This is a genomic window from Streptomyces sp. CO7 (assembly GCF_053474865.1).
Genome location: NZ_JBRIOU010000003.1, coordinates 549,701 through 550,361 on the forward strand (window position 1 = coordinate 549,701; position 661 = coordinate 550,361).

The window sequence follows — 661 nt, forward strand, 5'->3', positions numbered from 1 at the left end:
GCCGCCCCCGTCCCGCTCAGACCCGGTCGACGATGCCCACCTTGCCGTCCGCCCTGGCGCAGTGGGCGCCGCAGTACCACTTGCCGTCGGCCTCGACGCCCTGGCCGATGACCTGCACCCGGCAGTGCTCGCAGATCGGGGCCATCCGGTGGATCGCACAGGCGAAGCAGTCGAAGACGTGGACGGCGCCCTGTGCGTGCACCTCAAACGTCATGCCGTATTCGTTTCCGCAGACCTCACAACGTGCCATGCGCCACAGCGTGAGCCGTGCGGGCCGCCCGTCCCGGCAGCCCGACCGCGTGCCGTCCGGGGAATCACCCGTCCGCCGGTTCGACGTCCCCCAGCAGCTGGCCGAAGGCGGCCTCGTCCACCACGGGCGTGCCGAACTGGCGGGCCTTGACCGTCTTGGAGGTGCCCGAGTCGGGGTCGTTGGTCACCAGCAGGCTGGTCAGCCGCGAGATGCTGCCCGCCACGTGGAGCCCGGCCTCGGTGGCCCGGTCCTCCAGCAGCTCGCGCTCCACCGAGGTGTCGCCGGAGAACGCCACCCGCATGCCCTGCTTGAGCCGACCGCCCGGCAGGTACCGCCCGGGGTTGGGGTGGGGGCACGGCGGACGCTTCTTCGAACGGTTCCACGCCGTGGTGCGGTAGCCGCCCGCACCCG

2 protein-coding genes are annotated in these 661 nt (G+C 72.3%); both read right to left on the bottom strand.

The window, feature by feature from the left end; genetic code table 11:
• Nucleotides 1-16: 16 nt before the first annotated feature.
• Nucleotides 17-250 carry a hypothetical protein gene (locus tag ACOV8S_RS12470; RefSeq protein WP_108954009.1) on the bottom strand — a complete coding sequence of 78 codons (234 nt, stop codon included), beginning with the start codon at nt 248-250 and terminating at the stop codon, nt 17-19.
• Nucleotides 251-314: 64 nt separating this feature from the next.
• The coding region (locus tag ACOV8S_RS12475) for a BRCT domain-containing protein (RefSeq protein WP_448317842.1) at nt 315-661 on the bottom strand (347 nt) is incomplete at its 5' end.

What these genes read in the sequence shown, in the direction of transcription:
- ACOV8S_RS12470 (WP_108954009.1), bottom strand. Translation starts at nt 250, where the DNA reads ATGGCACGTTGTGAGGTCTGCGGAAACGAATACGGCATGACGTTTGAG.